Raw genomic sequence first — 24,316 nt, 5'->3', positions numbered from 1 at the left:
GGGTAGCCGACGCGTGGGGGTGATCAGCCCATGTCTTCGAGCTTGCGCCCCTTGGTCTCCTTGACCCACTTGCTCACGAAGAGGAAGGACAGCACCGCGAAGAGCGCGTACATGGCGTACGTGAGCGGCAGATTCCACTCCGCCAGGGCCGGGAACGACACGGTGATCAGCCAGTTCGCGATCCACTGTGCCGCGGCGGCGACGCCCAGGGCGGCGGCGCGGATGCGGTTGGGGAACATCTCGCCCAGCAGCACCCAGACCACCACGCCCCACGAGAGCGCGAAGAACAGCACGAACAGGTTGGCCGCGATCAGCGCGATCGCGCCCTGCGGGTCGGGCAGCGAGACCGACTCGCCCTCGCCCCCGGCGTAGCTGAACGCCCACGCGGCGGTGGCCAGCCCGATCGCCATGCCGGTCGAGCCGATCAGGAGCAGCGGCTTGCGGCCGATCCTGTCCACCAGCGAGATCGCGATGAACGTGCCCACGATGTTGATGATCGAGCTGGAGAAGCTGATCAGCAGGGAGTCGCTCTGGTTGATGCCGACCGACTGCCACAACACCGACGAGTAGTAGAAGATCACGTTGATGCCGACGAACTGCTGGAAGACCGAGAGCACGATGCCGATCCAGACGATCGGCAGCAGCCCCATCGCGCGGCCGCGCAGGTCCTTCAGCCCCGGCACGCGTTCGGTGCGCAGCACGTGCTGGATCTCGGAGATGCGGTTGTCGAGGTCCACATCGTCGCCCTCGATCTCGGCCAGCACCTCGCGGGCCCGCCGGGTGCGTCCCGACATGACCAGGTAGCGGGGCGACTCCGGGATCGTGGAGGCGAACAGCAGGAACAACAGGGCGGGCACCACGCAGACGCCGAGCATCCACTGCCAGGCCTCCAGCCCCCACAGCTCGTTGTTGACGTCGCCGCCCGCCAGGCGGGCGATCACGTAGTCGACGAGCTGCGCGACCGCGATCCCGAGCACGATCGCGAGCTGCTGGAACGATCCCAGCCGCCCTCGGTAGGCGGGCGGGGCGACCTCGGCGATGTAGGCCGGGCCGAGCACGGACGCCATGCCGATCGCGAAACCCGCGACGATCCGCCAGAACCCCAGGTCCCAGACCGCGAACGGCAACATCTGGCCGATGGAGCTGACCGCGAACAACACCGCCGCGATCTGCATCGACCGCGTACGCCCCCACCGGTCCGCCAGCCCGCCACCGACCCAGGCGCCCAGCGCGGAGCCCAGCAGCGCGATGGCCACCACGAAGCCGGTCTCGAAGGAGCCCACCTGGAAGTGCTTCTGGATGCCGATCACCGCGCCGTTGATGACGGAGCTGTCGTATCCGAACAGGAACCCACCGATGGCCGCGGCTGCCGTGATGAAGATGACATGCCCCAGATGCTCATGATGGGTGTATTGCGTAGCCATGCGGTTACCTCCCCGAATGGTCGGGGAACTACCCGGGGGTCACCCACCTATGCCATGGAGGCCGGAGCTACAGGCGCGGATCGACCGGCTCCGACTCCAGGGCGAGCACGGCGAAGACCGGCTCGTGCACCCGCCAGCCCGCCTCCCCGTCGGCCAGCCTGGACAGCGCCTCCAGGCCGAGGACGTACTCGCGCAGCGCCAGCGACCGCTTCTTGCCGAGGAAGCGCCGCCGCAGCACGTCCAGCGACTCGGTGTAGTCGGGGCCGTAGATGATGCGCAGGTACTCGCGCCCGCGCACCTTGACCCCCGGCTGCACCCGGCCCGGCGCGTGCGAGGCGGGCTTGACCACCATGCCCTCGCCGCCGTCCGCCGTCATCGACTCCCACCACGCGGTCGCCTCCGCCCGCGACCCCGGCGAGTCGAGTGAGACGAAGACGTGCCGGGTCGCGGTGATCAGCGGCGAGTCGAGCAGCGCCAGGGTGGACAGGTGCCACGCGTGCGGCTCCAGCGCCGTGGCCCGCCCCTCGCAGGCCAGGATCTGGAACGGCGCCACCCGGATGCCCTCCAGCCCGTCGACCGGCCAGCAGTAACGCGCATAAGCGTCGCGGAACAGGGCAGCGTTCTGCGAGCGGCGGCGGGTGCGGTCGAGTAGCTCGCTCACACCCAGCCCGCGCCCGGCCGCCGCTTCCAGCGCCGCGACCGCCTCGGGCAACGCGGTCCTGGCGGCCGCGCCGACCGAGGCGTACTGCGATCGGATCAGCTCCCCGGCCTTGGCCGACCAGGGCAGCAGCTCGCAGTCGAGCACCACCCAGTCGGAGCCCAGCTCCGCCCAGAGCGGCGCGCACGCCTCGCGCAGCCGCTCGACCAGCGGCGCGGTGTCGGCGAAGAACGGCCGCCCGGTACGCGTGTAGAGCGCGCCCGTGCTGCCGTCGTCCACCCCGAACCTGGCCGCGGCCACCTCCGGCGTGCGGCACAGCACGGCCACGGCCCGCGAGCCCATGTGCTTCTCCTCGCACACGACCTCGCGCACCCCGGCCGCCGCGAACTCCTCGAACGCCTCGTGCGGGTGCTCCAGGTAGCCGTCGAGCGTGGCGGTCTCCGGCGGCGCCATCGTCGGCGGCAGGTACACCAGCCAGCGCGGGTCCACCGCGAAGCGGCTCATGACCTCCAGCGCGGCGGCGGCGTTCTGCTCCATGATCTTCACGCGCGAGCCGAACCTGGTCTCGACGTGCCGGGTGCCGATCACGTCATTGATGTCCAGCATGCCCGGGTCGCGCCCGCCGGCGGCCGACAGTGGCTTGGCCGGCTCGTACCAGACCTTCTCCGCCGGGACCTGGACCAGCTGACGCTCCGGGTAGCGCAGCGCGGTCAGGTGACCGCCGAACACCACGCCCGTGTCGAGACAGATGGTGTTGTTGACCCATTCGGGGGAGGTCGTGGGGGTGTGGCCGTAGACGACCATGGCCCTGCCCCGGTACTCGTCGGCCCACGGGTAGCGGACCGGCAGGCCGTACTCGTCGGTCTCGCCGGTCGTGTCGCCGTACAGGGCGAACGCGCGCACCCGGCCCGAGGCGCGGCCGTGGTACTCCTCCTTCAGCCCCGCGTGCGCGACGACGAGCCGGCCGCCGTCGAGCCGGTAGTGGCTGATCAGGCCGTCCATGAACGCCCGGGCCCGGGCCACGAACTCGGGCGGCTGCGCGGCGAGCTGGTCGAGCGACTCCTGAAGGCCGTGCGCCACCTTGACCTTGCGGCCGTTGAGCGCGCGCACCAGCTTCTGCTCGTGGTTGCCGGACACGCAGATCGCGGTGCCCGCGTCCACCATGTCCATGACCAGGCGCAGCACGCCGGGGGTGTCGGGGCCGCGGTCGACCAGGTCGCCGACGAACACCGCCGTGCGCCCCTCGGGGTGCCGCAGCCCCTGCCAGCCCAGCTCGCGCAGCAGCGTCTCCAGCTCCGAGCGGCAGCCGTGCACGTCGCCGATGATGTCGAACGGGCCCGTCAGCTCCGTCTTGTCGGTCCACGCCTTCTCGTAGGAGACGGTGGCGGCGTCGATCTCCTCCAGCCCGCGCAGCACGTGCACCCGCCTGAAGCCGTCGCCCGAGATCTTGCCGAGCGAGCGCCGCAGGTCCTTGCGCTGCCTGATCACCACGCCGGGGCCGAAGTCGCGGTCGGGGCGGCCGGCGTTGCGCTCGATCGCCACCTCCTCCGGCACGTCCAGGACGATCGCGTCGGCCAGCACGTCGTGCCGCCTGGCCAGGTCGATGAGGCTCTTGCGGGCGGCGTACTGGACGTTGGTGGCGTCGACCACCGTGAACAGGCCCCTGGCCAGGCGCACGCCGACGATGTGGTGCAGCAGGTCGAACGCCGCCGGCGTGGCCGACTGGTCGTTCTCGTCGTCGGACACCAGGCCGCGGCAGAAGTCGGAGGAGATCACCTGCGTGGGCTTGAAGTGCCTGCGCGCGAACGTCGACTTGCCGCTGCCGGACACGCCGACGAGCACCACGAGGGACAGCTCAGGAACGCTGATCACGGGTGAACACTCCCATCTGGGTCGGCGGGCCGACCTCGGGGTCGTCGTCGCCCACCGGGGCGAAGGCGACCTGGTAGCCGTACTGGTCGGCCACCCGGGTGGCCCAGCCCCTGAACTCCTCACGGGTCCACTCGAAGCGGTGGTCGGGGTGACGCAGCCCGGTCAGGAACTCGTAGCGGACGTTGTACTCGATGTTGGGGGTGGTGACCAGCACGTGGCCGGGCTTGGCGCGGCCGAACACGACGCGTTCGAGCGCCGCCAGGCGCGGCGGGTCCACGTGCTCGATCACCTCCATGAGCACCGCGGCGTCGTAGCCGGACAGGCGCTTGTCGGTGTAGGTGAGCGCGCCCTGGAAGAGCGTGAGCCGGGCGCGCTTGGCGTCGGGCATGCGCTCCAGGCGCAGCTTGCGGGCGGCGATGGTGAGCGCCATCGGGGAGACGTCCATGCCGCCGACCCTGGCGAACCTGGGCCTGGCCAGCAGCGCGCCGACCAGCTCGCCCTGGCCGCAGCCGAGGTCGAGCACGCTGACGGCGCCGAGCTCCTCCAGCTTGGCCAGGATCGCCTCGCGCCGCAGGACGCTGAGCGCCTTCGTCTTCGCTTTGCCCGGCTGCTCCTGAGCTTCGGCGGCGCCCTCGGCTTCCGCCTGGGCTTCGGTGGCGGTCTCTGCGGCGCCCTCGGCTTCGGCCTGGGCTTCTGCGGCACCCTCGGCTTCTGCGGCGGCCTGGGCTTCTGCGGCTGCCGCCTCGTCGGCGGCCGTGACGCCGACGGGCGCGTCCTCCTCGACCGCGGGCTCCAGCTGCTCCTCGGTCTCGTCGCCCAGCTCCGCCAGCCGCGCCAGCGCCGTACGGGCCAGGGCCCAGCGCCGCCCCAGGTAGCGCCGGGTGATCAGCCCCCGCTCGGGATGGCCGCCCAGCCACCCCTCACCGGCCCTGATCAGCTTGTCCACCTCGTCGGGCGCGACCCAGTAGTGCTTGCCGTCGTCGAGGACCGGCAGCAGCACATACAGGTGGTTGAGCGCGTCGGACAGGCGGGCGCTGCCGCGCAGCGTGAGCCGGACGTAGCGGGACTCGCCCCACTCGGGGAACCCCTCGTCCAGCGGCACGGGCAGCGCCTCCACCGCCCAGCCGAGCGGCTCGAACAACCGCCGCGCCAGCTCCGGGCCGCCCCGGCAGGGCAGCGCGGGCAGCCGCAGCTCCAGCGGCAGCGGCGTGCCGGGCAGCTCGGGCCTGGCCGTGCACCGCCCGGCCCGTGCCGTGCGGAACACGTCGGCCAGCGCCACCGCCAGCAGCGACGAGGCCGCGTACGGGCGGTCGTTGACGTACTGCGACAGGCTGAAGTCGGGCGAGTTCTTGCCACGCGACCGGACCAGCGCGATCGGATCCACCTCGAGCAGGAGCGCCGCCGTGCACCGCTCCTCGCCCGCCTCGGGGTAGAACACCGTGGCGGTGCCGAACGACTGGCCGAACTCCTGCACGCGCTCGGGATGCTTGTGCAGGAGAAAGCCCAGGTCGGTGGCGGGCCTGGCGGTGGTGGTGATCGTCAGCAGCACGCCCCAAGTCTGCCGTAATCCCGCAAAGCGCCGCCAACGGATAACGCACGGCCCATCACACGCGGCCCATCACACGCGGCCCATCACACGTGCGGCAGCACCTCGGCGGCGATCAGCTCCAGGTGCTCCAGGTCGCCCAGGTCGAGGATCTGCAGGTAGACGCGCTCGGCGCCGAGCTCGGCGAACTCGCCCAGCTTGTCGACGATCTCGCCCGGGGTGCCCGCCAGGCCGCCCTCGCGCAGCTTGTCCGGGTCCTCGCCGATGGCGGCCGCGCGCCGCTCGACCTCCGCCCGGTCCTTGCCGACCACGGTGGTCTGCGCCGCCGACAGCCGCACGGTGCGCCCGGTCGCCTCGCACGCCGCGCGCACCCGGTCGAAGGCCGCGCCGGTGTCGGCCAGGGTGTGGAAGGGCACGTTGTACTCGTCCGCGTACGTGGCCGCCAGCCGCGGCGTGCGCCTGGCCCCGACGCCCCCGATGATCACCGGCGGCCGGGGCCGCTGGGCCGGCTTGGGCAGCGCGGGAGAGTCGGCCAGCCGGTAGTAGCTGCCCTCGAAGGAGTAGGCGCCCTGCGCCGTCCACAACCCGGTGAGGATCTCCAACTGCTCCTCGAACCGGCCGAAGCGCTCGTTCATCGGCGGGAACGGGATGCCGTAAGCGGAGTGCTCACCGTCGAACCAACCGGTGCCGAAGCCCAGCTCCACCCGGCCACCGCTCATCTGGTCCACCTGCGCCACGCTGATCGCCAGCGGTCCTGGCAGCCGGAACGTGGCGGGCGACACCAGCGTGCCCAGCCTGATGCCGGAGGTCTCCCTGGCCAGGCCGGCCAGCGTGATCCACGCGTCGGTCGAGCCTGGGCCCTGGTCGCCGGGGCCGATGCGCCGGTAGTGGTCGGACCGGAAGAAAGCGTCGAACCCCAGCCGTTCGGTGGCCTGGGCGACGGCGAGCAGGTCGTCATAGGTCGCGCCCTGCTGGGGCTCGGTGAAGATCCGCAGCTTCATGGTCCACATTATCCGCACACAACGGACGTGATCCGGAAAAGGCCCGCGCCGCGCCGGACCGGCTTGCTACGGTTCGAGAGCCGCTGCCTTCCGTAGCCGACCGCACACTCGGGGTGGCCCATGCCTCGGCACAAGAGGGAGCCAGGTCTGCTCCCGCGCCCGCTCGCCGTTCTCGCGGCGCTCGCGCTCGCCGCCGGCACCGCCGCGGTGGTGCGCCTGCTGCCCGCCGACGCCACCGCGCCGCGGGGTCCCGCCGCGGCACAGCCGCCCGCCGCGCCGCCGGAGGTGCCCGAGGCGGAGCCGTCCGCCGCGTTCGTGGCGTTCGTGGACACCGCCCGCGAGCCCACGTTCGACCTGCCGGGGCAGGCCCGCCGCACCGGGGTGCGCTGGTACACGCTCGGCCACCTGGTGGCGGGCGGCGACGGCTGCTCGCCCAAGTGGAGCAGCCCGCTCGACCTCGCCGGCAGTGCCACGCCCGCACGCACGGCGAGCCTGCTCGACCCGGGCAGGAACCCGGTGGCCAACCGGATCGGTAGGCTCAGGGCGATGGGCGGCGACGCCGCGCCCGTGTTCGGCGGCCCCGACGGGCCCGAGCTGGCCGCGACCTGCACGAGGCCGGGCGGGCTCGCCGCCGCCTACCGCCGGGTGGTCGGCGCGTTCGGCGCCGGCGCCGTCGACTTCGAGGTGCGCGACAGCGCCGACCGGGCGGCGGTGCTGCGCCGGGCGCGGGCCATCCACGCCGTGCAGCGCGAGCGGCGGCTGCGGGTCAGCTTCACGCTGCCGCTGCGGCGCGGCGGCCTGGCCGCCGCCGACGCCGCGATGTTGCGCGCCACCCACGAGGCCGGCGCCGACGTCGGCACCGTCAACCTGCTGGCCCCCGTCGAGCCGCGCAGCACGCGGGGTGGCCGCCTGGGCCTGCTGGCCGAGTCCGTACGGGCGGCGGCGGCGCAGGTCGCCCGGGCTCAGGGCCTGACGGAGCCCGGCGAGGTGTGGCCGCGCCTCGCGCTGACCCCGGTGCTGGCCGACGCGGGCGACCTGAGCGAGCGCGACGCCCGCACGCTGGCCGGCTACGCCGCCCGTCACGGCCTGGCGTGGCTGTCACTGCGCGGAGTCACCCCCAAGCCGGACGTGTCCCGAATTCTTTGGCGAAGTCCTGCATGAAGATAGGATTTCGCTGACCAGGAGGTAACAGTCAGCAGGGGGAGGGCGTGATGGCGGCGCGTCCCGACACCGCGCGCAAGCTCCTGCTCTCCTGGATGTACGCCTCGTTCGGGCTCGTGTGGTTCATCTCCGTCGTGTACATCGCCGACGACACGATGAGCGGGGGGATGTCCGCCGCCCGTGCGGTGATCAACTTCGCTTTGATCACCGGTTTCTCCGCACTCACCCCGTTCCTGCTGTACGAGGCCTTCGAGTACCGTCCGAGACCCACGCTGAAACTGCTGGTCGCCGGGGTGCTCGCGGCGGCGCTGTTCGTGCTGTCGCCCCTCGACGGCACGTCGTCGTCGGCGTGGCTGCAGACCATGACCGTGTGGGCGTCGCTGGCCGCTCTCTACCTCCGGCTGCGGGCGACGATCGTCCTGACCGTGTCGCTGGTGACCCTCGTCACCGTCTACACCGCCTTCATGACGGCCCAGAGCTGGCAGGGCCTCGTGCTCGTGCAGGTCATCAACTGCGTGCTGATGATCGGGGCCATGCTCCTGTGGCGCTGGCTGTGGTGGGTGATCAGGGACGCGTACAAGAGCCGCGAGGCCAGGGCCCGCCTGGCGGTGGCGGAGGAGCGGCTGCGCTTCGCCCGCGACCTGCACGACCTGCTCGGGCACAGCCTGTCGGTCATCACGCTGAAGAGCGAGCTGGCCGCCAAGCTGGCGACCAAGGACGGCGAGCGGGCGGCCGCCGAGATGGCCGCGGTCCGCGCGCTGGCCGGGGAGTCGCTGTTCGAGGTGCAGCAGGCGGTGCACGGCTACCAGGCGCTCGACCTGGAGGAGGAGCTCGCCGGGGTGCGCGCGGCGCTGGAGGCGGCGGGGGCGAGCTGCGTGGTCGAGGCCAGGACCGACGGCCTGTCGCCGGACGCGAGGATGTTGCTGGCCTGGGCGGTGCGCGAGGGCGGCACGAACATCCTCAAGCACAGCACGGCCACGCGATGCGAGATCAGGATCGACGAGGGGGTGCTGGAGATGGTCAACGACGGGGTGACGGGCGTGCCGGCGGCGCCCGGGAGCGGCCTGCGCGGCCTGTCGGAGCGCCTGGTCACGGAGGGCGGCTCGTTCTCCGCCGGGCCCACGCAGGGCGGGGAGTTCCTGCTGCGGGCGGCGGTGCCGGCATGAAGCTCTTCGACCGGGTGCGCAACGCGAGCAAGCTGACCAGGGTCCGCTGGCTGATGGTCTACTGCGCGGACCTCCTGCTCCTGATCCCGCTCTTCGGCTACTACGACCTGTACCTGCGCTGGCGGGAGGCACTGGCGCCGGTGCCGCTGATCGTCGTCGGCGTCGTCCTGCTGCTGGTCTTCAACGTGCTCAGCACCCGGCCGTTCAGGATCGCCGTCCGCGGCGGTAAGCGCCCCACCGGCATCCTGGCGGTCACCGGGGTGATCGCGGTGCTGCTGGCCGCCGCCGGGCAGGTCTTCGCGCTGCCCACCTGGCTGGCGCTGCTGGCGCCGTTCGTCCGGGTCCGCACCGTCATCGCCGTGTCCGTCGCGTCGATCCTGCTGTTCAACCTGTACGCCTCGTTCGCCGAGGGCTTCACCCTCCCGCTGCTGATCGTGGTCCAGAGCGTGTTCACCACGATCTGCGTCGGCGCCGTCCTGGCCAACATCAAGCTGTGGCGGCTGACCGTGGAGGCGCACGAGGGGGAGGAGGCGATGGCCAAACTGGCGGTCTCGGAGGAGCGGCTGCGCTTCGCCCGCGACCTGAACGACCTGCTCGGCCGCAGCCTCTCCGACGTCGCCGCCCGCACCGAGCGCGCCGAGCGGACCCTGCGCGCCGACCCGGAGGCGGCGGCGGCCGAGATGTTCGAGGTGCGCGACCTGGCCAGGAACTCGCTGCGCGAGGTCCGCACCGTCGTGCAGAACTACCGGGCCATGGACCTGGACGAGGTGCTCTCCAGTGTGCGCGCGGTGCTGGAGGCCGCCGACGTGCGCTGCACGGTGCGGGCCGAGACCGGCTCGCTGCCGCCCGAGACCAGGACCCTGCTGGCCACCGTCGTCCGCGAGGGCGCGACGAACGTGCTCAAGCACAGCAAGGCCGAACGCTGCACGATCACGATCGAGAACGGAGTGCTGGAGATGGCCAACGACGGGGTGAGCGGACCGGTCGGCGAGCATGCGCCGATCGGCCTGGCGGGGCTCGCGCAGCGGGTCCGCGCGGCGGGCGGCACCCTGGAGGCCGAGCCCGTGGCGGGCGGCCGGTACCTGCTGCGGGCGGCGGTGCCCGCATGACGACCCGCGTGCTGCTGGCCGACGACGAGCACCTGATCCGCGGCGCCATCGCGGCCCTGCTCGACCTGGAGGACGGCATCGAGGTCGTCGCCCAGGTGGGCAGAGGCGACGAGGTGGTGGCCGCGGTCGCCGAGCACCGCCCCGACGTGGCCGTGCTCGACATCGAGATGCCCGGCATGGACGGCCTGAGCGCGGCCGAGCGGATCAGCTCCCAGTGCAAGATCGTCATCCTGACGAGCCTGGGCCGGCCCGGCTACCTGCGCAGGGCGATGGCGGCGGGGGTCAGCGGCTTCCTAGGCAAGGACGCCTCGGCCGAGGAGTTGGCGATGGCGATCCGCAAGGTCCAGTCGGGCGGCCGTTACCTGGACGCGGAGCTGGCGGCGGCGGCGATGGCGGCCGGCGACAGCCCGCTGACCGAGCGGGAGCGCGACGCGCTGCGCCTGGCCGCCGAGGGCGCCACGATCTCCAGGATCGCCGGCGAGCTGCACCTGACCGAGGGCACGGTGCGCAACTACCTGTCCAGCGCCATGACCAAGCTCAACGCCCAGAACCGGCTGGAGGCCATCCGCACGGCGCAGCGCATGGGCTGGCTCTGACACCAGGCAATTTCCCACATAACGCCTGTCCGTTCCGGCACTGAGCCCGGCCCCCGTCCGAGCTGTACTCATCTTCGGCCGCCGATCGCGGCGGTCTGTCATCCGACAGAGGGGGAGAGATGGGTACGACTGGGAGCACCGAGAGACGTTCGAGAGCCACCGTCCTGCGCCGGCACGGGGTGCGCGCGCTGACCGCGGGCGCCGCGCTGGCGGCCACGCTGCTGGCCGTGGCCGGTCCGGCGCACGCCGCCGCCGACGTGAGCGTGTCGGCGCCGTTCCTGCAGATCACCGCGGACGCCGCCGCGGACGGCATCACGGTCACGCAGGTGGGCGGCAGGCTGGTGGTCAGGAACGACGGCGGACTGCTGTTCCCCGGCGCCGGGTGCACGGCGACCGCCAAGAACGTGTCGGTCTGCGACGCCGACGGTGTCACCACCATCGTGGCGGACACGGGCGCCGGGGACGACACGCTGTCCAACAGGACCACGCTGCGTTCGAGGGTCGTCCTCGGCGCGGGCTCGGACCTGTTCTTCGGCGGGACGGCCACCGACCTGGCGGCCGGCGAGGCGGGCAACGACCGGCTGGCCGGCAACGCGGGCGACGACGTGCTGATCGGCGGCGACGGCGTCGACAGCGCGAACGGCGGTGACGGCGCCGACAAGTGCGACGCCGAGACCGTCACGGCCTGCGAGTAACCCGCGAGAGAAGGCGCGGCCGGCCGGGGCACCCGCACCGGCCGGCCGCGCCGAGGCTCCACGGCCATCCCGCATCGGCCGGCCGCGCGCCCTGTCAGCAGTTGACGTAGGCGGAGCGGCTGGCGGCCTTGTAGGAGCAGGAGTCGACGAGCTTGCCGCCGGGGTTGCGCACGTAAGCGGTGTCCTGGTCGTTGTTCCAGACGTACTGCCTGCGGTTCCAGAACACGCTGCCGGTGCCGTCGGCGCCCTGGCCGGTGCGCACCGTGATGCGCTTCTTGGGCCCCAGCACCACGTCGGGGCCGAACTCGTAGGTGTAGCCGGTCTTGTCCCGCACGCTCCACCCTTCGAGGTCGATGGCCTTCCTCGTGGTGTTGAGCAGCGTGACGTACTCGGCGTTCAGCGAGTCGTTGGAGCGCCGGTCCGCCCCCGGCGAGTCGTAGTAGATCTTGACGAGCTGGAGGGCGGGGGCGGCGGCCCGCGCGGGCAGCGCCGTGCCGGCCGTCATGCCGGCCGTCATGCCGGCCGTCATGGCCGCGGCGAGTAACACCGCGAGCGTGGAGGCAAGTCTCACCGTCGAGTTCCTTCACGTATGTGGCGAAAGTGACGGATGTAGGACGGCGGAGGCTGCCCCCTGGTTGGCACGGTGAGGGCCGGGCGCTACTTCCCGGCCGGGCCGGGGCTCGCGCCGCGCGACTCCTGGTAGACCTCGGCGAAGGTGCGCGAGTCCTTGATCAGGTCGTCGGCGAAGGCGGCGACGTCGTCGCCGATGAGCTCCAGCACTCCCTTGCCGGACGCCGCGCCCTCCTCGAAGAAGTCGACGATCCCGGCGAGCAGGTTTCCCTCGACCAGATCGACCGGCCCGACCTTGAAGAAGTAGCGCTGCATCTCCTTGTAGACGATCTGGTAGTCGGGCGGCAGCGCCTTGACCCTGGCCAGGTGCGCCCGCCACTGCTTCTTGCCCTCGATGATGTCCTGGATGCCCATCTCAGCCTCCCAGCCTGCGCAGTTTCCTTGCCACGTTCCTGTTGAGCTGCTCGCGCCAGCGGTCGCGGAAGGTCCGCGCCCCTTCCCCGCCGGCCAGCGCCGCGCAGAAGCCCGCGAGGTCGTCACCCAGCACGTCGTGGATGCTCTGGCCGTCGGCCGCCGTCTCCTCCAGCAGCCCCAGGGCGCTGTCCACGATCGGCATCAGGTTGCGGCCGGTGAAGTCGCCGTAGATGAACAGGTGGCCCTTGATCTGCTCCCACGCCGCCCGGTAGTCGGCCGGCAACAGCGCGGCCCGCGCTTCGATCGCCTTCCATTCCCTGGTCAGATCGTTGCCGGTGATGGTGTCCCAGAAGTTCATCTCCCGCCCTCCTTGAGTCTGTCGATGCGTGTCGTGATGTACTCCCACTTCGCCCAGAACGCCGCGAGCTGTCGCCGCCCCTCGTCGTTGAGCGCGTAGAACTTGCGTGGGGGGCCCAGCTCGGAGGGCCGTTTGGTGACCTGGACGAGCCCCTTCTTCTCCAGCCGCAGCAGGATGGTGTAGACCGTCCCCTCGACGACGTCGGCGAAGCCGAGGTCGTTCAGCCGGCGGGTGATGGCGTAGCCGTAGGTCTCCTCGGCGCCGATGATCTGGAGCACGCAGCCCTCAAGGGTGCCCTTCAGCATCTCCGTCAGGTCGTCCATCGTGGGTCCTCTTCTCCAGGTACTTTGTAGTACCGAGTACCACTATACAGTGTCACCGAGTAGACAGGCGACCGACTCTGAGAGCGTTTGCTGGGGCACGTCTCGAAAACGTCACGGCTCTTGACTGGGTGGACGCGCGGAATTTACGTTCGCGGTACTTATCCGGTTCAGCAGGCCCTGGCGGGTCTGCGGTCCATGAACAGAGAATCGCTCACCGGTCCCTTCTGCGCGGGCGTGTTTCGCGTCAGCGCTGGGAGCGCTCCCAAGGGCCGGGCACCAATCGGGGGTCTGACAGGCGTACGTACCTTCGCGCCGGGCGCGGAGGAAGGAGAGAAGCGATGCGTAACCGGGCTCGGATTCTGCTTCCGCTCGTAGCGGCGGGCCTGCTCGCCACGGCCTGCTCCGGCGGCGGAGCCACGCCGACCCCGCCGGCCTCCCAGCCGCAGAGCCAGGGTGCGGCGGCCAACCCCGACCAGCTTCCGCGCAACGAGACGCTTTACACCACGGGCACCCAGTGGGGGCCGCCGGCCAACTTCAACCCGATCAGGGAGTGGGACTCCGCCATCGGCACCAAGGGCCTGGTGTACGAGACGCTCTTCCACTACGACCCCAACGCGGCCAAACTCAACGGCTGGCTGGCCGAGAGCGGCTCGTGGGCCGACGACACCACCTACCAGGTGAAGCTGCGGCAGGGGATCAAGTGGGCCGACGGCCAGCCCTTCACCGCCAAGGACGTCGTCTTCTCCTTCGAGCTCGGCAAGATGGAGACCATCCCGTACCACCACCTGTGGGACTGGCTGAAGACCGTCGAGGCGGTCGACGACCAGACCGTGAAGTTCACCTTCAGCAAGGCCAACTACCAGCAGTGGGACTTCAACCTCTACAGCCGCTCCATCGTCCCCGAGCACATCTGGAAGGGCCGCTCGGAGAAGGAGGTGCTCGACGGGATCAACGAGAACCCGGTGGGCACGGGCGCGTACAAGTTCCTCAGCAAGGACCAGGACCGCGTGGTCCTGCAGCGGCGCGACGACTGGTGGGGCAAGACGGCGCTGAACATGGAGCCCAAGCCGCGCTACATCGTCGACATCGCCACCCCCAGCAACGAGGTCGCGATGGGCATGCTGCTGCAGAAGGGCCTGGACCTCAGCAACAACTTCCTGCCCGGCGTGGCCAACCTGGTCAAGGGCAACTTCGGGCTGACGACGTACTACAACGAGCCCCCGTACATGCTGTCGGCCAACACCGCGTGGCTGGTGCCCAACACGACGAAGAAGCCGATGGACGACCCCGCCTTCCGCAAGGCGCTGGCCGCCTCCGTGGACGTCAAGAAGATCGTGGAGAGCGTCTACGGCAACCTCGTCAAGGCGGCCAGCCCGACCGGCCTGCTGCCCCAGTGGGACAAGTACGTGGACCAGAGCGTGGTCTCCGCCTCCGGCTTCACCTTCGACGCGGCCAAGGCCAAGAAGCTGCTGTCCGACGCCGGGTACAAGGACGGCGACGGTGACGGCTACGTCGAGAACAAGGACGGCTCCAAGATCAGCCTGACCCTCATCGTGCCGTCCGGCTGGACCGACTGGATGGAGTCGGCCAGGTCCATCTCCGCCAGCGCCAAGAGCGCCGGCATCCAGATCACGCCCGAGTTCCCCGACTTCAACGCGCTGGTCGAGCAGCGCGCCAAGGGTGACTTCGACCTGCTCATCAACAACGAGCGGCAGCTGTCGAACTCGCCGTACACCTACTACGAGTACATGTTCCAGCTGCCGGTGCAGAAGCAGCAGAACACGGTCAACTTCGCCCGCTACGAGAACGAGAAGGCCTGGGACCTGGTGCAGCAGCTCGACCAGGTCAAGACCGACGACACGGCGGGCATGCAGAAGATCATCTCCCAGCTCCAGCAGATCCACCTCGACGACATGCCGGTGATCCCGCTCTGGTACAACGGCCTGTGGGCGCAGTCCAGCACCAGCGTGTGGAAGAACTGGCCGGCCGCGGCGGGCAGCGCGCCCAAGACCGGCGCCGTGATGTGGCGCAACTGGCTGGAGCTCGGCGGCTTCGAGACCCTCACCCAGCTCCAGCCCGCAGCCTCCTGACGAACCCCACGATCCCTCCGCCCCGCGTATCCCCGGGGCGGAGGGGCCTCCCCGGAGACAACACACGTGCGTCGTTATTTCGGCAGGAAACTGCTCATCTACGGACTGACCTTCTTCGTCGCCGTCACGGTCAACTGGATGATCCCGCGCTTCATGCCGGGCGACCCGGTCGCCAGCATGGTCGCGCGGGCCAACGTCACCAAGCCCGAGGCCGTGGAGGCCATGCGGGTGTACTACACCAGCCTGTTCGGGCTGGACCAGCCGCTGTGGCAGCAGTACGTCAACTTCTGGGGCGCGCTGGTGCGCGGCGACTTCGGGGTCAGCATCTGGCTGTTCCCGACGCCGGTGAGCTCCGTGATCATGGCGGCGGTGCCGTACACGCTGGCGCTGATCGTCCCGTCGGTGCTGCTGAGCTGGGTGGTGGGCAACCAGTTCGGCGCGTACGCGGCCCGGCGCAAGCTCCTCGACAACACCGTGCTGCCGGTGGGCTACGTGCTGACGGCGATGCCGTACATGTGGCTGGCCGTGCTGCTGGCCTGGGCGTTCGGCGTGATCCTGGGCTGGTTCCCGGTGGCCGGCGGCTACAGCTTCTCGATGCGGCCCAACTGGTCGATGCCGTTCCTGCTCGACCTGCTGCACCACTGGACCCTGCCGTTCCTGTCGCTGTTCCTGGTGGCGCTGGGCGGCTGGGCCATCGGCATGCGCAACATGATCATCTATGAGCTGGAGTCCGACTACTCCAACTACCTGTCCGCGCTCGGCGCGCCCAGCAGGCTCATCCGCCGCTACGCCTTCCGCAACGCCGTGCTGCCCCAGATCACCGGCCTGGCGCTGCAACTGGGCGTGCTGGTGGCCGGCGCGCTGGTCACCGAGATCGTCTTCGCCTATCCGGGCCTCGGCAGCCTCATCCTCAAGGCCATCCAGAACAAGGACTTCTTCCTCCTGCAGGGCACGTTCCTGTTCATCGTGCTCGGCGTGCTGATCGCCAACTTCATCATCGACATCGTCTACGTCGTGGTCGATCCGCGTACCAGGGCGGGAATGGCGGGTGCGCAGGCATGACCGCACTACAGGAAGTCGCGCCGCGAGAGCCGGCGGCGGTGCGGCGGGAGGCGCTCTACTTCGCGGTGCGCAACGGCAAGCTGATGGCCGGCTTCGGCATCGTGCTCGTGCTGCTCCTGCTGGGGCTGCTCGGCCCCGTGCTGTTCCCCGGCGCGCCCAACGAGTACGGCCCCAAGCCGATGACCCCGCCCTCGGGGGAGCACTGGTTCGGCACCACCACGTTCGGCCAGGACGTGTTCCTGCAGTTCGTGTACGGGCTGCGCAGCACGTTCGCGGTCGGCGTGATCGGCGGCGGCATCGCGGCGGTCATCGGCATGGTCGTCGGCTTCGTGGCCGGCTACCGCGGCGGGATCGTGGACGAGGCGCTCAACATGCTGACCAACGTCATCCTGGTCATCCCCACGCTGGCCGTGCTGCTGATCATCAACGCCTACCTGGGCATCCGCAGCGTGGCCGTGCAGGGCCTGTTCATCGGGCTGACGCAGTGGCCGTGGGCGGCGCGGGCGATCAGGGCGCAGACGTTCTCGCTGCGGACCAGGGAGTTCGTGGACCTGGCCAGGATGAGCGGCGCGGGCACCGGCCGGATCATCGCCAGGGAGATCGCGCCGAACATGAGCTCCTACCTGTTCATGACGTTCATCCTGCTGTTCGGCGGCTCGGTGCTGATCGCCTCCTCGCTGGACTTCATCGGCCTCGGCCCCACCGAGGGCGTCTCGCTCGGCCTGATGTTGCAGAACGCCAACCAGTGGAGCGCCCTCCAGCTCGGCCTGTGGTGGTGGTTCGTGCCGCCCGGCGCGGCCATCACGGCCATCGTGGGCGCCCTGTACGTGGCCAACGTCGGGCTCGACGAGGTCTTCAACCCGAAACTGAGGGAGACATGAGTCTGCAGGTCAACGAGCTGCGGGTGCACTACAGGACACTCAGGGGGGACGTGCGCGCCCTGGACGGCATGACGTTCGGGCTGCGCGACGGCGAGATCCTCGGCCTGGTCGGCGAGTCGGGCTGCGGCAAGAGCACGCTGGGCAAGTCGCTCATCCGCATGGACGGCCGCATGCGCCGCGTCGGCGGCACGGTCGAGCTGGACGGGCGTGAGCTGCCCATCGACGACGACCGCGCGATGAACGAGTTCCGCTTCCGCGAGGTCTCCCTCATCCCGCAGTACGCCATGAGCGCGCTCAACCCCACCCGCAAGATCCGCAGGATGGTCACCGAGCTGCTCAGGTCGCGCGGCGCCGCCCTCGACCTCGACGAGCTCGAACGCCGGATGACGCAGGTCGGCCTGCCCCGTGAGACGCTCGACCGCTACCCGATCGAGCTGTCGGGCGGCATGAAGCAGCGCATGGTGATGGTCATCTCCACGCTGCTCGACCCGTCCCTGCTGATCGCCGACGAGGTCACCTCCGCGCTCGACGTCTCCACCCAGAAGGCCGTGGCGCGGGCCCTGCTCGGCTTCCGCGAGAGCGGCTACGTCAAGAGCATGATCTTCGTCACCCACGACCTGGCGCTCACCCACCACATCGCCGACACGATCATGGTCATGTACGCGGGCAGGCTGGCGGAGAAGGCGCCCGCCGACGTGATCGTCAAGGCGCCGCGGCACCCGTACACGAAGCTGCTGCTCGACTCCCTGCCGGAGGTCGGCGTCCGCTACACCGAGCGCAGGCTCGAAGGCATCGCCGGCAGCCCGCCGTCGCTGCTGAACCCGCCCGCCGGCTGCCGTTTCCGCGACCGCTGCCCGATCGCGGGCGAGCAGTGCGCGCAGGACCCGCCGGTGACCGAGCCGGTCCCCGGCCACTACGTAGCCTGCTGGAAGGCCTGATGCTGAAGCTCCACGACGTCACCAAGGAATTTCGCGTCGGCGCCTTCGGCGGCGGGCGCGTCGCCGCCGTCAAGGGCGTGACCTTCGAGGTCGTGCCCGGCGAGGTCGTCTCGCTGATCGGTGAGAGCGGCAGCGGCAAGAGCACGATCGGCCGGATGATCCTCGGCCTGAACCCGGTCACCAGCGGCTCGATCACCTTCGACGGCTCGCCGGTCCGGCCGGGCAGGGAGTACTACCGCCACGTCCAGGGCATCTTCCAGGACCCGTTCAGCTCCTTCAACCCGGTGTTCAAGGCCGACCGGGTGTTCGCCATGATCAAGGAGGCGTACTATCCGGCCGTGCCGTCGCCCGAGTGGGCCGAACGGGTCGCCACCGCGCTGCGCGACGTGCGGCTCAACCCCGACCAGGTGCTCGGCAAGTACCCGCACCAGCTCAGCGGCGGCCAGCTCCAGCGCCTGCTCATCGCCCGCGCGCTGCTGCTGGACATCAAGCTGCTGGTCGCCGACGAGATCACCAGCATGCTCGACGCCTCCACCCGCATCGACGTGCTGAACCTGCTGGCCGAGCTGAAGAGCCGCGGCCTGGGCGTGCTCTACATCACCCACGACCTGTCGCTGGGCAACTACCTCGCCGAGCGCACGGTGGTGCTGCGCAAGGGCGGCGTGGTGGAGATGGGGCCGACCGAGCGGGTCTTCGGCGAGCCGCTGCACCCGTACACGCGCGAGCTGCTGTCGGCCGTGCCGCGCCTGCACGAGCCCTGGGACGACGCCGTTCCCGTGGAGTCCTGCCTCTACCACCGGAAGGGCGGCTCCGGCGGCCTGTACGAGGCCACACCCGGGCACCTCGTCGCGTGCGCCCGGCTCGAGACCTGCTAAGGAGAGCTTCTTGAAGTACCGTCCGCTGCACAGCGGCTGGACCCTGTCGTCGGAGGGCACGGGGGAGATCCCCGCGAGCGTGCCGGGCTGCGCGCACACCGATCTGCTGGCGGCCGGGGCGATCGAGGATCCGTACCTGGACGACAACGAGCACCGGCTGGCCTGGATCGGCCGTACGGAATGGACCTACCGCACCACGTTCACCTGGGAACCGGACGAGCACCAGCACACCGACCTGGTGTGCGAGGGGCTCGACACGGTCGCGGCGGTCACGCTGAACGGCGCCCTGATCGGCGAGACCGCCAACCAGCACCGCACCTACCGCTTCCCCGCCCGCCACCTGCTGCGCGCGGGCGCCAACGAGCTCGTCGTGCGCTTCACCCCGGCCTACGCCTACGCCGAGGCGCGGCGGGCGGAGCTGGGGGAGCGGCCCGGCGCCTACGACGAGCCGTACCCGTTCATCCGCAAGATGGCCTGCAACTTCGGCTGGGACTGGGGCCCCACCTTGGTGACGGCGGGCATCTGGCGGCCCATCGGGCTGGAGAGCTGGTCGGGCGCCCGGCTGGCCGAGGTGCGCCCGCTCGCCCGCGCCGACGGCACGGTGGAGGTGCACGTACGGGCGGACCGGGCGAGCGCGGAGCCCGTCACGGTGACCGTCGGGGGCGTCACCGCCGGGCAGCGCCTGGAGGGGGAGTCGGGCGTGGTGCGGCTGCGCGTGCCCGAGCCGGAGCTGTGGTGGCCGCGCGGCCACGGGGCGCAGCCGCTCTACGAGCTGACCGTCCGCCTGGGGGAGCAGGAGTGGCGGGGCAGGATCGGGTTCAGGGACGTCGAGCTGGACCGCGAGGCGTTCAAGCTGGTGATCAACGGTGTGCCGGTGTTCGTCAGGGGCGTCAACTGGATCCCCGACGACTGCTTCCCCAGCCGCGTCAGCCGGGAGCGCCTGGCCGAGCGGTTCGCGCAGGCCACGGCCGCCGGGGTGAACCTGCTGCGGGTCTGGGGCGGCGGCCTGTACGAGTCGGCGGACTTCTACTCCCTGGCCGACGAGCTCGGCCTGCTGGTCTGGCAGGACTTCCCGTTCGCCTGCGCCGCCTACCCCGAGGAGGAGCCACTGCGCTCCGAGGTGGAGGCCGAGGCCAGGCAGCACGTCGCCAGGCTGGCCGGGCACCCCAGCCTGGTGCTGTGGTGCGGCAACAACGAGAACCTGGAGGGCCACGCCGACTGGGGCTGGCAGGAGAGGCTGGCGGGCCGGAGCTGGGGCGCGGGCTACTACCACGACCTGCTTCCGTCGATCGTGGCCGAGCTGGACCCCACCCGCCCGTACTGGCCGGGCAGCCCCTACTCGGGCGCGCCCGGCCTGCCCCCGAACGACCCGGCGCGCGGCACCGTCCACATCTGGGACGTCTGGAACCGCGAGGACTACCTGCGCTACGCCGCCTACCGGCCGCGGTTCGTGGCCGAGTTCGGCTTCCAGGGGCCGCCCGCCTACGCCACGCTGCGCCGCGCGTCCTCCGACGAGCCGCTCACGCCCGCCTCCTCCCACCAGAAGGCGATCGACGGGCAGGCCAAGCTGCTGCGCGGCCTCGGCGACCACCTGCCGGCCCCGGAGACGTTCGACGACTGGCACTACCTGACGCAGCTCAACCAGGCCCGCGCGATGACGTTCGGGATCGAGCGGTTCCGCGCGCTCATGCCGCACTGCATGGGCACGATCGTCTGGCAGCTCAACGACTGCTGGCCGGTCACCTCCTGGTCGGCGATCGACGGCGACGGGCGGCGCAAGCCCCTGTGGTACGCGCTGCGCCGCGCCTACGCCGACCGGCTGATCACCGTCCAGGACGGCGAGGTGGCCCTGGTCAACGACTGCGGCGAGCCGTGGACGGGCGAGCTGCTCCTGGAACGGCGGGGGCTCGACGGCCGGCCGCTGGCCAAGGAGGTCGTCGCCGTGCACGCCGCGCCCCGGTCGGTGCTCAGGGTGGCGCTCCCGCCGTCGGTGGCCGACCCGGACGACCCCGCCCGCGAGCTGCTCACGGCCCGGCTCGGCGGCGCGGGCACGGTGCGCTGCTACGCCGAGGACACCGCCGTGGCCTACCCGCCGGCCGCCTACGACGCGCACGTGGAGCGCTCCCCGGGCGGCTACCGGGTGACGGTCACCGCGGCCGGCGTGCTGCGCGAGCTGGCGCTCTTCCCCGACCGGCTCGACCCCGCCGCGAGCGTGGACGAGCAGCTCCTCACGCTGCTGCCGGGAGAGAGCGCCGTCTTCGAGGTCACCACGGAACGCGAGCTGGACCCCGAGGCGCTGACCCGCTTCCCGGTGCTGCGCTGCCTCAACGAGGAGGTCAGACCCTGAACTCCTCGGTCCGGTGCGCGTAGGCGGGCAGCGCGGCCCGCATCGCGTCGGTGACCACCGGCGGCGGCAGCGGCGCGATCTCGCGCTCGTGGAAGTCGCGCACGTCCTCGCCCTCGTCGAACAGGGCGCGGACGGCGTGGATGCAGGGCTCGACGACGTCACGATCGGTGATGCGGCGCCCGCCGCGACCGCCGCCGTACTCGTCGTAGAGGACCTCGTACATCAGGGACGGGGAGAAGATCACCAGCTCCGGAAGCGGATCGAGGTCCGTCACGCGGGCGGCGGGCACCACCCGGCAGGGGGAGCCCGCCGCGGCGCGCAGGGCCAGGATGTGCATCTCCCACTGGAGGTAGGCGGTGATCGGCGGCTCGACCACGCGTAACCGCCTGACGGGCTGGCGCCGGCGGAAGTAGTCGGTCAGCGGCCCCGCCATGGCGTGGATGAGGGCCAGCGAGCGCGCCCAGTCGCCGTCCATCATGGCCCGCCAGCTCGCCACGTCGGGCTCGTAGAAGTTCTGCGCGCGCTCCAGCTTCCACATCGGCTCGGTGCAGGTCACGTGGTCGCGCTCGAATCCGGCTTGGTACTCCGGCACGTCCATGACGACGCCGCCGGCCCCCGCCACGGCGGCGAACGGGTTCGTGTGACGGACCGGAGTGCCCTGCTCGGTCATGAGGCTTTCCCTTTCGCGTCGGAGGTCCGCCCAGATCATCAGTTGGGCCCTTGACCGGGTCAAGGCCCAAAACGATCAGGGGCGGCCCCTCAGCCGCGGTGGTGGAAACGCCGGTGCACCAGGCTGAACACCATCGCGCCCAGCCACACCACGAACAGCACCTTGAAGACGCCGAAGCCGCCCAGGATCAGCCCGACCACCATGAGCGCGGCCAGGACGGGCAGCACCGGGTGCGGCCCTCGGCGCTGCCCGGGCCGCCTGGCCGGCCACGCGGCCCGGTGCATCTCCCGGTGCGCGTGCCGCATGGCCTGCGCCTGGGCCCGATGCCCGTGGCGCATCGCCTGCAACTGCGCCCGGTGGGCGTGCATGGCCGCGTGCCAGTCGCCCATCCCGTACGGCGAGGCGGGCTCACCGTGGGCCGGCTCGCCGTAGGCCGGCTGCTGACCGGGGAGGTCGGCCGTCACCTGGGCGAGGTCGCGGGCCGTCTTGGCGGCCAGTGTCCTGTCGAGGCGCTCGTCGAGCTCCTCGTGCGTCAGGCGGCCCTGCGCGAAGTGCTCGCGCAGGGCGGCCATCGTCTGCTCGCGCTCGGCGTCACCGATGCGGAGATCGTTGCGGTCCACTCCAGGCTCCTCGCTCTCCCCGTACCGGCGGCTGTCCGGTGCGACGCCGGCCATGGTCCTACTCCTCACCCGGTTCGTCGTCCGCCAGGATCTGGTAGAGCTTGCGCCGGGTCTCCACCAGAGTCTTACGCGCTTCGCGGATCTGTGCGTCGTTTCCGGTCTGCAGGATCTGCATCATGGCGAATGCGGACTGTCGGGCGATATGCCAGAGATCGGCGGTGTTGTCGTCGATGTCGGGTCGCATCTCGTCCCATGGGGCGCGTACCTCGTCGGCGTGCGCCTCGATGTAGCCGCGGCCCTCCTCGGTGAGCCGGAAGGTCTTGCGACCCTCGTTCTCCTCCGAGATCACCAGGCCCTCGTCGGTGAGCTGCTGCAGCGCCGGGTAGACGGCGCCCGGGCTGGGCTTCCAGCCGCCTTCGCTGCGCTCGGCGATCTCCTGGATGATCTGGTAGCCGTTGCGCGGCTCCTCGGACAGCAGGGCCAGGATCGCGGCGCGGACGTCGCCCCGCTTGGCCTTGCGGCCGCGGCCGCCGCCCCAGCCCCGGTGCCCGCCGCCCCACGGCCCGCCGGGGCCGAACGGGCCGCCGCGCCCGAAGTCGAAGGGGAACGGGCCGGACCCGCCCCTCCTGCCCCGATGTCGCCGGTCGTGCGGACCGCCCCGATCGCCGCCCCGCTCGCCACCGCGTTCGCCGTGGTGCCCGCTCAGGTGCTCGAAGGCGTCGCCCATGGCGTGCAGCGTCTCACGCAGGGCGCGCTTGTACTCGTGTGCGCCGGGCCAGGGCCCGCTCGCTGCGAAGTGGTGCGTCATGACTTTTACTCCTATATCGCGATCTGTTCTCGATGCGTCAAAGATATATCGATAGCGGGTCGTGGGCAAGCCCGGAGGGAGAGTGAGCCAGATCACGAAAAAGTTGCGGAATCCGGGAACAGGATCGGGAGGGGCGTCGTTATTCACAGCAGACGAGGTCGTTCCGCGTCGGCAGGGCTGGGGGGTGCTGTCGCCGCGGAGACGACCTCGTCTGCGTTTCCGGACCGTTCCCGGGCCGCCCGGGTCACATCACTGTGACCCCGCGGCACGCCGCGGCGCGTAAAGAGATTCTTTGCCGTACAGTCCCGATCATGATGGGGCATACACACGCGATGAGCGGGGCCATCGCCTGGCTGGGGCTGGCTCCCCCACTGGCGGCACTGCCGCTGCTGAACGAGTCCTCCCGCTTCATCGAGACGGGGATCATGGCCACGGCGCTCGGCCCGGCCGAGCTGATCGCCGGGGCGATCATCTGTGCGGGCGCCGCGATGCTGCCCGACCTCGACCATCCGAGCGCGACGATCGCGCAGACGTTCGGGCCGCTCACCTGGGGGCTCAGTAAGCTCGTCTCCTGGATCAGCGGCGGGCACCGGGGGGCGACGCACTCGCTGGCGTTCGCGGTGGCGCTCGGGATCGGGGTGCACTGGCTGGCCAACACCTATCCGATCGGCCGCGACATCATGGTCGTGCTGCTCATCGGCCTGGCCCTGCGGGCCATCGGGGTGGGCATCCCGGGTAACAAGATCGGCTCCATCATGGTCAACATCGGGATGACCGCGGGCCTGTACGCCGTCTTCATGTCACTCGACGTGGGATACGCCTGGCTGGGGCTCGCGGTGGGGGTCGGCTGCCTCATGCACGTCGTGGGCGACTGCATGACCGAGCGGGGATGCCCGGTGTTGTGGCCGCTGGGGGCCAAGTTCGTGCTGCCGTGGAAGATCGGCATCAAGACGGGCAAGAAGTTCGAGCAGAAGATCCTGGCCCCGATCCTGTCGGTGGCGATCATCGGGCTGCTGTTCTGGCGGCTGGCACCGGTTTAACTTGATGTCGAGATATTCTGGGGATATCTTGACGTCGAGACAACCGGCCGCAGGGCCAGGTGGTTAGGGTTACCTAACGTGCTGGCTGCTTC

Annotated in this window: 23 protein-coding genes; 12 read left to right on the top strand and 11 right to left on the bottom strand. The window is 70.8% G+C overall.

What is annotated here, in order from left to right:
• Nucleotides 1–23 precede the first annotated feature (23 nt).
• The 4 genes from LCN96_RS41475 to LCN96_RS41460 all read right to left on the bottom strand — a co-directional run bounded on the left by LCN96_RS41475 (nt 24) and on the right by LCN96_RS41460 (nt 6,501).
• The gene (locus LCN96_RS41475) at nt 24–1,424 is read right to left on the bottom strand and encodes a sugar porter family MFS transporter (protein WP_225267881.1); all 1,401 of its coding nucleotides are present in this window, start codon (nt 1,422–1,424) and stop codon (nt 24–26) included.
• A gap of 67 nt (nt 1,425–1,491) precedes the next feature.
• Nucleotides 1,492–3,954 carry a polynucleotide kinase-phosphatase gene (locus tag LCN96_RS41470; protein WP_225267880.1) on the bottom strand — a complete coding sequence of 821 codons (2,463 nt, stop codon included), beginning with the start codon at nt 3,952–3,954 and terminating at the stop codon, nt 1,492–1,494.
• Nucleotides 3,938–5,503 (bottom strand): 3' terminal RNA ribose 2'-O-methyltransferase Hen1, encoded by a 1,566-nt coding sequence (locus LCN96_RS41465; RefSeq protein WP_225267879.1) that lies wholly within the window; start codon nt 5,501–5,503, stop codon nt 3,938–3,940. The genes LCN96_RS41470 and LCN96_RS41465 overlap by 17 nt, the downstream gene beginning before the upstream one ends.
• A gap of 83 nt (nt 5,504–5,586) precedes the next feature.
• A complete protein-coding gene (locus LCN96_RS41460) occupies nt 5,587–6,501 on the bottom strand; it encodes an LLM class F420-dependent oxidoreductase (protein ID WP_225267878.1) in 915 nt (304 codons plus the stop codon).
• A 120-nt stretch (nt 6,502–6,621) separates the two neighbouring features.
• On the opposite strand from LCN96_RS41460, the gene LCN96_RS41455 reads away from it, so the two are divergent.
• From LCN96_RS41455 to LCN96_RS41435, 5 genes are all read left to right on the top strand, one after another.
• Nucleotides 6,622–7,662 carry a glycoside hydrolase family 18 protein gene (locus tag LCN96_RS41455; protein WP_225267877.1) on the top strand — a complete coding sequence of 347 codons (1,041 nt, stop codon included), beginning with the start codon at nt 6,622–6,624 and terminating at the stop codon, nt 7,660–7,662.
• 50 nt (nt 7,663–7,712) lie between these two features.
• Nucleotides 7,713–8,828: a sensor histidine kinase gene (locus LCN96_RS41450; RefSeq protein ID WP_225267876.1), complete on the top strand. Its 1,116-nt coding sequence runs from the start codon at nt 7,713–7,715 to the stop codon at nt 8,826–8,828.
• Nucleotides 8,825–9,937, top strand: coding sequence for a sensor histidine kinase (locus tag LCN96_RS41445; RefSeq protein ID WP_225267875.1), 1,113 nt, complete (start codon nt 8,825–8,827; stop codon nt 9,935–9,937). The genes LCN96_RS41450 and LCN96_RS41445 overlap by 4 nt, the downstream gene beginning before the upstream one ends.
• The gene (locus LCN96_RS41440; RefSeq protein ID WP_225267874.1) at nt 9,934–10,533 is read left to right on the top strand and encodes a response regulator transcription factor; all 600 of its coding nucleotides are present in this window, start codon (nt 9,934–9,936) and stop codon (nt 10,531–10,533) included. The genes LCN96_RS41445 and LCN96_RS41440 overlap by 4 nt, the downstream gene beginning before the upstream one ends.
• Nucleotides 10,534–10,652: 119 nt before the next feature.
• Nucleotides 10,653–11,228 carry a calcium-binding protein gene (locus LCN96_RS41435; RefSeq protein WP_263657387.1) on the top strand — a complete coding sequence of 192 codons (576 nt, stop codon included), beginning with the start codon at nt 10,653–10,655 and terminating at the stop codon, nt 11,226–11,228.
• A gap of 94 nt (nt 11,229–11,322) precedes the next feature.
• Here the strand turns inward: LCN96_RS41435 and LCN96_RS41430 are convergent, their stop codons facing one another.
• From LCN96_RS41430 to LCN96_RS41415, 4 genes are all read right to left on the bottom strand, one after another.
• Nucleotides 11,323–11,799, bottom strand: a complete 477-nt coding sequence (locus LCN96_RS41430) for a lamin tail domain-containing protein (RefSeq protein ID WP_225267873.1) — start codon at nt 11,797–11,799, stop codon at nt 11,323–11,325.
• An 86-nt stretch (nt 11,800–11,885) separates the two neighbouring features.
• Entirely contained in the window at nt 11,886–12,212 is a 327-nt protein-coding gene (locus LCN96_RS41425; protein ID WP_225267872.1) for a DUF1048 domain-containing protein, read from the bottom strand.
• Between the two features lies 1 nt (nt 12,213).
• Nucleotides 12,214–12,570: a DUF1048 domain-containing protein gene (locus tag LCN96_RS41420; protein ID WP_225267871.1), complete on the bottom strand. Its 357-nt coding sequence runs from the start codon at nt 12,568–12,570 to the stop codon at nt 12,214–12,216.
• Nucleotides 12,567–12,893 (bottom strand): PadR family transcriptional regulator, encoded by a 327-nt coding sequence (locus tag LCN96_RS41415; RefSeq protein ID WP_225267870.1) that lies wholly within the window; start codon nt 12,891–12,893, stop codon nt 12,567–12,569. Before LCN96_RS41415 ends, LCN96_RS41420 begins: the two co-directional genes overlap by 4 nt.
• A 338-nt stretch (nt 12,894–13,231) precedes the next feature.
• Between LCN96_RS41415 and LCN96_RS41410 the strand changes: the two genes are divergently transcribed.
• The 6 genes from LCN96_RS41410 (at nt 13,232) to LCN96_RS41385 (ending at nt 21,086) form a co-directional block, all read left to right on the top strand.
• Nucleotides 13,232–14,983 (top strand): ABC transporter substrate-binding protein, encoded by a 1,752-nt coding sequence (locus LCN96_RS41410; RefSeq protein WP_225267869.1) that lies wholly within the window; start codon nt 13,232–13,234, stop codon nt 14,981–14,983.
• Between the two features lie 66 nt (nt 14,984–15,049).
• Nucleotides 15,050–16,045, top strand: a complete 996-nt coding sequence (locus tag LCN96_RS41405) for an ABC transporter permease (protein WP_225267868.1) — start codon at nt 15,050–15,052, stop codon at nt 16,043–16,045.
• Complete coding sequence (locus LCN96_RS41400) at nt 16,042–16,926, top strand: ABC transporter permease (protein WP_225267867.1); 885 nt, start codon at nt 16,042–16,044, stop codon at nt 16,924–16,926. Before LCN96_RS41405 ends, LCN96_RS41400 begins: the two co-directional genes overlap by 4 nt.
• Entirely contained in the window at nt 16,923–17,864 is a 942-nt protein-coding gene (locus tag LCN96_RS41395) for an ABC transporter ATP-binding protein (RefSeq protein WP_225267866.1), read from the top strand. Before LCN96_RS41400 ends, LCN96_RS41395 begins: the two co-directional genes overlap by 4 nt.
• Complete coding sequence (locus LCN96_RS41390; protein ID WP_225267865.1) at nt 17,864–18,739, top strand: ABC transporter ATP-binding protein; 876 nt, start codon at nt 17,864–17,866, stop codon at nt 18,737–18,739. The genes LCN96_RS41395 and LCN96_RS41390 overlap by 1 nt, the downstream gene beginning before the upstream one ends.
• Nucleotides 18,740–18,749: 10 nt before the next feature.
• Nucleotides 18,750–21,086, top strand: a complete 2,337-nt coding sequence (locus LCN96_RS41385) for a glycoside hydrolase family 2 protein (protein ID WP_225267864.1) — start codon at nt 18,750–18,752, stop codon at nt 21,084–21,086.
• On the opposite strand, the gene LCN96_RS41380 is transcribed toward LCN96_RS41385, so the two are convergent.
• From LCN96_RS41380 to LCN96_RS41370, 3 genes are all read right to left on the bottom strand, one after another.
• Nucleotides 21,076–21,756 (bottom strand): DUF6879 family protein, encoded by a 681-nt coding sequence (locus LCN96_RS41380; RefSeq protein ID WP_225267863.1) that lies wholly within the window; start codon nt 21,754–21,756, stop codon nt 21,076–21,078. The two genes, LCN96_RS41385 and LCN96_RS41380, sit on opposite strands and share 11 nt — an antisense overlap.
• Nucleotides 21,757–21,845: 89 nt before the next feature.
• Nucleotides 21,846–22,430, bottom strand: coding sequence for a DUF1707 SHOCT-like domain-containing protein (locus LCN96_RS41375; RefSeq protein ID WP_225267862.1), 585 nt, complete (start codon nt 22,428–22,430; stop codon nt 21,846–21,848).
• A 4-nt stretch (nt 22,431–22,434) separates the two neighbouring features.
• Nucleotides 22,435–23,184 carry a PadR family transcriptional regulator gene (locus tag LCN96_RS41370; RefSeq protein WP_225267861.1) on the bottom strand — a complete coding sequence of 250 codons (750 nt, stop codon included), beginning with the start codon at nt 23,182–23,184 and terminating at the stop codon, nt 22,435–22,437.
• A gap of 311 nt (nt 23,185–23,495) precedes the next feature.
• Between LCN96_RS41370 and LCN96_RS41365 the strand changes: the two genes are divergently transcribed.
• The gene (locus tag LCN96_RS41365) at nt 23,496–24,224 is read left to right on the top strand and encodes a metal-dependent hydrolase (protein ID WP_225267860.1); all 729 of its coding nucleotides are present in this window, start codon (nt 23,496–23,498) and stop codon (nt 24,222–24,224) included.
• Nucleotides 24,225–24,316: the final 92 nt, after the last annotated feature.

It is taken from the genome of Nonomuraea gerenzanensis (assembly GCF_020215645.1).
GTDB classification, from domain to species: Bacteria; Actinomycetota; Actinomycetes; order Streptosporangiales; family Streptosporangiaceae; genus Nonomuraea; species Nonomuraea gerenzanensis.
Note: the sequence above shows the minus strand (reverse complement) of the source record. Positions and strands in the feature narration are given on the sequence as shown.